The 6,837-nt window shown below is 52.2% G+C and carries 9 protein-coding genes; all 9 read left to right on the top strand.

Going from position 1 to position 6,837, the window contains the following annotated elements; translation table 11 throughout:
• The coding region (locus HY768_03055) for a tRNA 4-thiouridine(8) synthase ThiI (GenBank protein MBI4726196.1) at nt 1–867 on the top strand (867 nt) is incomplete at its 5' end.
• Nucleotides 864–1,295 (top strand): hypothetical protein, encoded by a 432-nt coding sequence (locus tag HY768_03050; GenBank protein ID MBI4726195.1) that lies wholly within the window; start codon nt 864–866, stop codon nt 1,293–1,295. The genes HY768_03055 and HY768_03050, both read left to right, overlap by 4 nt.
• A 228-nt stretch (nt 1,296–1,523) precedes the next feature.
• Nucleotides 1,524–3,032 (top strand): mechanosensitive ion channel, encoded by a 1,509-nt coding sequence (locus HY768_03045; GenBank protein ID MBI4726194.1) that lies wholly within the window; start codon nt 1,524–1,526, stop codon nt 3,030–3,032.
• Nucleotides 3,033–3,117: 85 nt separating this feature from the next.
• Nucleotides 3,118–4,236 carry a tRNA guanosine(34) transglycosylase Tgt gene (gene tgt, locus HY768_03040; GenBank protein MBI4726193.1) on the top strand — a complete coding sequence of 373 codons (1,119 nt, stop codon included), beginning with the start codon at nt 3,118–3,120 and terminating at the stop codon, nt 4,234–4,236.
• 114 nt (nt 4,237–4,350) lie between these two features.
• Complete coding sequence (locus HY768_03035; GenBank protein MBI4726192.1) at nt 4,351–4,725, top strand: hypothetical protein; 375 nt, start codon at nt 4,351–4,353, stop codon at nt 4,723–4,725.
• A 48-nt stretch (nt 4,726–4,773) separates the two neighbouring features.
• Nucleotides 4,774–5,025 (top strand): hypothetical protein, encoded by a 252-nt coding sequence (locus HY768_03030; GenBank protein MBI4726191.1) that lies wholly within the window; start codon nt 4,774–4,776, stop codon nt 5,023–5,025.
• A 189-nt stretch (nt 5,026–5,214) separates the two neighbouring features.
• Nucleotides 5,215–5,613, top strand: a complete 399-nt coding sequence (locus HY768_03025) for a HEPN domain-containing protein (GenBank protein ID MBI4726190.1) — start codon at nt 5,215–5,217, stop codon at nt 5,611–5,613.
• A complete protein-coding gene (locus tag HY768_03020; GenBank protein ID MBI4726189.1) occupies nt 5,592–5,912 on the top strand; it encodes a nucleotidyltransferase domain-containing protein in 321 nt (106 codons plus the stop codon). The genes HY768_03025 and HY768_03020 overlap by 22 nt, the downstream gene beginning before the upstream one ends.
• A gap of 461 nt (nt 5,913–6,373) precedes the next feature.
• Nucleotides 6,374–6,802, top strand: a complete 429-nt coding sequence (gene tnpA / locus HY768_03015; GenBank protein ID MBI4726188.1) for an IS200/IS605 family transposase — start codon at nt 6,374–6,376, stop codon at nt 6,800–6,802.
• Nucleotides 6,803–6,837 lie beyond the last annotated feature (35 nt).

The following is a 6,837-nucleotide window of genomic DNA, read 5'->3' as shown; positions in this document are numbered from 1 at the left end:
AAAGCTGCAGCCCAGTTGGGAATAAACCTGGTGGAACACGATTTTACCGATGAATATTTCGTGATGATGAAAAACCCCCGTTACGGATTCGGCGGCAACATGAATCCCTGCATTGACTGCCACGGGCTGATGCTGAGGACCGCCCACGGCCTGTTGGAGAAAAACGAAGCCTCATTCCTGGTCACCGGAGAAGTGCTGGGAGAAAGGCCCATGTCGCAGACTAAAGGGGGCTTGAATGCCGTCCTAAAATTATCCGCCGACCGCGACCTGATCCTCCGTCCCCTGTCCGCCAAACTGCTGGCGCCAACCAAACCGGAGCGGAAGGGCTGGGTGGACCGGGACAAGCTCTACGATTTCTCCGGCCGGGGCCGCAAGCGGCAGGAGAATCTGGCCAAAAGTTTCGGGATCAGGGATTACCCCCAGCCGGCCGGGGGCTGCCTGCTGACCGAGCCCAACTATTCCGCCCGTCTCAAAGAGCTGCTAAAACACGAAGGCCTGGTGAAAAGGGATGTGGAACTGCTGGCTGCCGGGCGGCACTTCCGATTAGCTCCGAACTTAAAACTGGCGGTGGGACGGAACAAGGCCGACAATGAAACCCTGCTGAAAATGGCCGGGGAGGGCGACCTGATCATCCGGCCTGACCACCAGACCAAAGGCCCAGTGGGACTGTTGCGGGGAAGTTACGATGAACACGGGCTGGACCTGGCCCTGCAGATAGTGGCCCGGTATTGCGATGTCAAGATCGACAAATGCGATGTCAAGATCGACAAAAAACTGGCCCTGAATATTTATTCCGGGAACAATCAGGCGAAAACCCTGGAAACGGTGAAGCCTGCCGAGCAGGAAGTGAACGGTTACATGATATGAAAAAAATATTTCTATTAATTCCCCTGACCCTGTTCTTATTCCTTCCCGCCAAGGCCCAGCAGGATACCACCTTTAGAAAGCCCCGCCGTTCGGCCTTTTTGGCGGTATCATTTTCGGCCGTATTCCCGGGAGGCGGACAATTATATACTCAAAACTATCTTAAAGCGGTCGGATTTGCCGGGGCCTTGGGCTGTCTGGGATATAACTGGTATTCTTATAATAAGCAATATCTGGCATCGAGTTATTTTGACGAAGATTATTATTATGGTAAGCGGCGGAAGTACATGCTGTGGACCATCGGGGTCTGGCTGGGCTCGCTGGCCGACGCCTATGTCAGCGCCCATCTTTACAAGTTCAACCAGAATGCCGAGCCGCGAGTTACTGTGATAGTGGAGAGAGACCGGCTGGCCCTGGCGGGAAGGTTTTGACCCAACCCCGTATCCGTCACTGCGAGAAGACTCTATTTTATGCCGAACGAGCGCCTTCGCCAAAGCTATGGCGCTTGAAGTGGCTAATCAAGACAGCATAGGCGAAAGCAGTCCAACAAATATACTTGGATTGCTTAGGGTGTAAGGATAGTAGGCCTTTTCGCAATGACCTGCCGGGGTCAGATACACTGCACAAACGCATCCCATCTTGAATATAAGGAGAACCCAATGCAGATATTCACCAATCTAATGCTGCTGGGCTTCGGGCTGTTCCTGGCCTTCGTGGTTTTCTGGCTGTTCCAAAGGGCCCTGTGCCGTTGGAAGTTTTTCAAAAGCCTGAGTTTGGCGCTGAACGTCAGCGGGCTGTACATAGCCTTCAGGCTTTTCCTGCACTGGGGCCAAATTCCCTTAAAGCCCCAGACCAATACCCTGGTGCTTTCCAGCGGCGTATTCCTGGGATTCTACCTGGCTATTAAGATTTTTGAGTATCTGGGTTTTGACCTGCTTCTTTCAGGCAGCAAAAAGGCCCAGGTGCCGCTGCTGCTGCGGGACATAGTGCGCTGGATGCTGGCGGTGCTGGTATTCTTCATCATTCTCAAGGTCAACCTGGGGATTAACCTGGGCCCGCTCTTCGCCACCTCGGCCGCGTTGACCTTCATCCTGGGCATCGCCATGCAGGACGTGCTGGGCAACTTGTTCGCCGGAATCGCCCTTAACCTGGAGCGGCCCTTTAACATCGGGGACTGGGTGACCATCAACCAGCAGGAGGGGCAGGTGGAGAACATGACCTGGCGGGCCACCCGGCTGAAGACCTTTACCGATGATTTCGTGATCATTCCCAATTCCTCCATCGCCAAAAACGAGATCATCAATTACAGCCATCCCACCCCGATCCACGCCCGGGAAATTCTGATCGGCGCGCCTTACGATCGCGCGCCCAACCAGGTCAAGGCCGTGATGCTGGAAGCGGTCAAAGAGGCCCGGTCGGTACTGAAAGACCCGCCGCCCCGGGCCTGGCTCAAGGAATACGACGACTATACGATAAACTACACCCTGAAATTCTGGATCGACGATTTCGCAGATCTTTACGACATCGAGGACGACGTGATGAGCCGGATCTGGTATCACTTCAAGCGCCAGGGGATTGAGTTCCCCTTTCCGGTCCGCGACGTCAAGATGACCGCAGTGACCCCCCAGACCGAGCAGCAGCAGAACAAGGCCGGCCAGCAGAGGATGGCCGGACAGCTCCAAAATATCCCGCTGTTCGCCCCGCTGTCTCCGCGCGATATCAGCCAGTTGTCCTTAAGTCTTACAACCAAGACCTACGCGGCCGGGGAGGCGCTGGTGCACCAGGGCCGAGACGGAGATTCATTCTATATCATTGACCGGGGAACGGTGGAAGTGCTGGTGTCGGATAAGGACGGACGCCAGGCCAAAGTGGCCGAGCTGGGGGCGGGCAAGTTCTTCGGCGAAATGTCGCTGTTGACCGGGGAGAAGCGTAGCGCCACCATCAAGGCGGCCAGCGATGTGGAGGTGCTGATGCTGGAGAAGAAGGATTTAAGCCCCATCATCACCGCCAACCCCAAAATAGCCGGGGCTTTGTCCAAGATAATCGAGCAGCGGCAGAAGGAGAATCTAGAACGGATCGTCAAGTCCCGGGCCATCTCCGAGGAAGAGCGGCGGGCGGCCAGCTCGGACAGCATCCTGAAAAAGATCCGGAATTTCTTCGCCATGTAAAACGAGATGGTTCCCTGCCCGCTAAAAACGCGAAAATCAGAAATATATTCTGCTTTCATGTATCCCTTAATAAAGGCACAAGCATATCAACTTCAAATTACTGAATATATCAGGAGCGGCCCGGCGGGGAACCATCGCCACTGCCCACGGCCCTATCCAGACCCCGACCTTCATGCCGGTGGGGACCCAGGGCACGGTGAAATCCCTGACCCCCCAGCATTTAAAGGACATCGGGGCCCAGATCGTTCTGGGCAACGCCTATCACCTCTACTTAAGACCGGGCCAGGAATTAGTGAAGAAGGCCGGGGGCTTACATGGCTTCATGGGCTGGGACCGCCCCATTTTAACGGACTCCGGGGGCTTTCAAGTATTCAGCCTGGCCGAGCTTCGCAACATCAAGGAAGAGGGGGTCGGTTTCCAGTCGCACCTAGACGGCTCTTCCCACCTGTTTACCCCCGAAAGCGTGATGCGGCTTGAGGCGGATCTGGGAGCCGACATCGTCATGTGTTTTGACGAATGCATTCCCTATCCCGCCACTTTGGAATACGCCGAGCGCTCCACCGGCCGCACCACCCGCTGGGCCCGGCGCTGCCGCCGGGAATTCTTGTCGCTTAAGACAGGCCAGGCTTTGTTCGGCATCGTCCAGGGCGGGACCTACCCGGAACTGCGGAGACGCAGCGCCCGGGAGCTGCTGGAGATAGGCTTTGAAGGCTATGCCATCGGCGGCCTGGCCATCGGCGAGCCCAAGGAGCAGACCTGGGAGGCCATAGCAACGGCCAATGCCGTATTGCCTGAAGACAAGCCCCGCTACATGATGGGAGTGGGTTTCCCCGAGGACATCATCCAAGGCGTTTCGCTAGGGGTGGACATGTTCGACTGCGTGATGCCCACCCGCAACGCCCGCAACGGTTCGCTGTTCACCTCCACCGGCCGGCTGGCCCTGCGCAATGCCAAACATTTTGATGACTTTTTCCCGGTGGATTCCGAATGCGACTGCTATCTGTGTAAAAACTTCACCCGGGCCTATCTCCGGCACCTGTACATGTCCGACGAAATTTTAGCCTCCACTTTGGGAACCATCCACAACCTCAGGTTCTATTTAAAGATGATGGAAGGGATGCGATTGGCAATGGAGGAGCAAAGTTTTGACCAGTGGCAAAAGGCATTTATGGAAAAATACCAAAGCGAAAACGGAACTAGATAGAGCCAAGCCAAATCGTGAATTGTAAATCGTGAATTGTTATTATTGTCTTTGAGCCACTGCGATAAACTCAGTGCATCGCTTTGTGGCAAAATGGTAAAAAAGGAGGAAAACATCATGCGCCGGATAACATTTACCGGGATCATTTTCTGCCTGCTGGCTTTGACGTCCAACCTGTTTTCCAAGAACCTGGTCCTGGCTGCACCCGGCAACGGTAACATCACCATCGAGACCGGGAACATCGATAATGCCCAGAAGGAACTGCAAAAGGCGGCCGCGGAACTGAAGATCGTTTTCAAGAGTTACAGCGACTACAAAAATAGTTCAACTAACAAGCGGGCCATCAGCGCCAATTGCCTGGTGGAAAAATCCCAGGCGGTGGCGTTCATCAATCTGGTGGCCTCCTGGGGTTCGGTCCAGTCCCAGTCGTATTACGAGAACCAGGACGAGTTGGACCTGCCCAACAAGGAAAAGAGGCTGAAGGCCTTTTAAAAGCACCTGGCCAAGGTTCTTACTTCGGCCAATCCCGATCCAGATGTGGTGGCGCTGATCAGCCAGCAGGCGCAGAGCCTGGAATACGAGGTCAACCGGATCAAAGGGGAAGGTCGGGGCAAGTCGGCCAATGTCTCCATCCAGATCCAGGAGAAGGGCTACAACCAGCAGCCCTTTGAATTCCTGGGGCCTAAGTCGTTCATCAAGAGCGCGGCCATGGTCCTGGCTCTTCTTTGCCTGATGCTGGGTGTAGTATTGGGCTGGCTGCTGGCCAGGTATAAATTTAAAAAGGCAAAATAGCCAATAGCGATTTCCCAAAATATTGCTTGACAATAAACAGCCGTTTTGTTATCATTTACGCCTGGATAAGATAACTTTATACGATTATGGCTCGGGCCTAGTTCTTGCCAGCCCAGCCTGTCCGCCAAAGCGGGGCGAAGGCGGAACTAATAGCGCCGCCTTACAGAATAAAAAGGCGGCAGTAAGTTTATGGCTCTAAAATTCGACATAGAAAAAACCGTAAATTACTGGTTAAATGGCGCGGAGTATGATTTGGAGACCGCAGAAGCGATGCTAAAGGCAAAGCGCTATCCTTATGCTTTATTTATGGGGCACCTGGCTGTTGAAAAACTGCTTAAGGCCCTGGTGGTTAAAAAAACGGAGAACCACGCGCCGTATATTCATTCTTTACCAGTCTTGGCCAAAAAACTGGGCGATGATATGCCGGAAGAGATCACGGATAAATTGGCCGGGTTTATGGAGTTTTACCAGGAATCAAGATATCCCGAAGAGGAAATGGAGTTTTATAAAAAATGCACCGCCGGGTTCACTGCGGAAAATTTTGACGAAATAAAAAGGGTTTTTAAATGGTTAAAAGCGAAATTATAAGAACATTGAAAAAATACCGCAAGACTTTGACGGCCGATGGCATACCGGTGTTAAAAATGGTGTTGTACGGATCGCAAGCCAACGGCCATTGCCACAAGGACAGCGATATAGATGTGGCGGTAATTTCGCAGGAGTTCGGCAAGGACCGGTTTGAAGAAGGGGTAAGGCTTTTTAAGCTGGCCTATAAAATAGATCCCCGCATTGAGCCGGTTCCCCTTTCCCTTAAAGCGTATGAAAAAGACACTTGGGTGCCGCTGATATACGAGATCAGAACCAAGGGCGTGGCGATAAAGGCATAATTAGTTGCCACTGAAAAGATACTTCCATTCGCAAGCAAAGCAATGCTGTGTTGCTCATGACAAGTTTCCCACCGAAAACGCCACCGTTGCAGCCACCGCCACAGCGTGTTAAACGGGGTGCCCACGGCATACTGCGGGGCAAACCGATGGTGCGGCAAAAACAAATAATTTTGGCTAAAGCCATAAAGATTTTGCCCTATAAGATACCACGACCTGAAGGTCGTGGCAAAAAAGGTCGTGGCTAAGGGTCGTGGCTAAGGGTCGTGGCAACTAAACAATTTACATTGAGCCGTTAAATAATTCAAAAAGGATAAAAAGCCATGAAAGCCCTGTTTTGTAACGCGGGGTTTTTCCGTAAATATTAATTCGGCCGGCTGGCGCTACGAATTGCCACGATCTTTAGATCGTGGATAAATAAAAATGAAATTAAACCGGCTTTAGCCGAAATCGAAAGAAGTCACATGCCATACATCAAGGTAATGATACACCTGATTTGGTCAACCAAAAACCGGCAGCCGATTATTACGCCTGAGTTAAAAACCCATTTGCTGCATCACATCAAAGAAAACGGCAGGCAAAAGGGCGTTTTCGTTGACGCCCTGAACTGCGTCCGGGATCATATACATATACTTGTTTCGCTTGGCACAGAGCAGACTATTTCAAAAACAGTAATGCTCCTAAAAGGCGAATCGTCATTTTGGGTAAATAAACAAAGTCTGTTGAAACATAAATTTGAATGGCAGGATGAATACATCGCGCTATCGGTGAGCCAATCGGGGGTGGAAAAAGTGAGAGCATATATTGCCAACCAAGAGGAGCATCATAGAAAAACAACATTCGCCGAGGAATATGAGAAGTTTCTGGGGGCACATGGTTTTGAGGGTAAATGATTTTGGTTGAAGCCAAAAAGATTTTGCCCTATATA

It is taken from the genome of candidate division TA06 bacterium, assembly GCA_016208585.1.
GTDB lineage: Bacteria > Edwardsbacteria > AC1 > AC1 > EtOH8 > UBA5202.
This window is presented reverse-complemented; position numbering and strand designations above follow the sequence as displayed.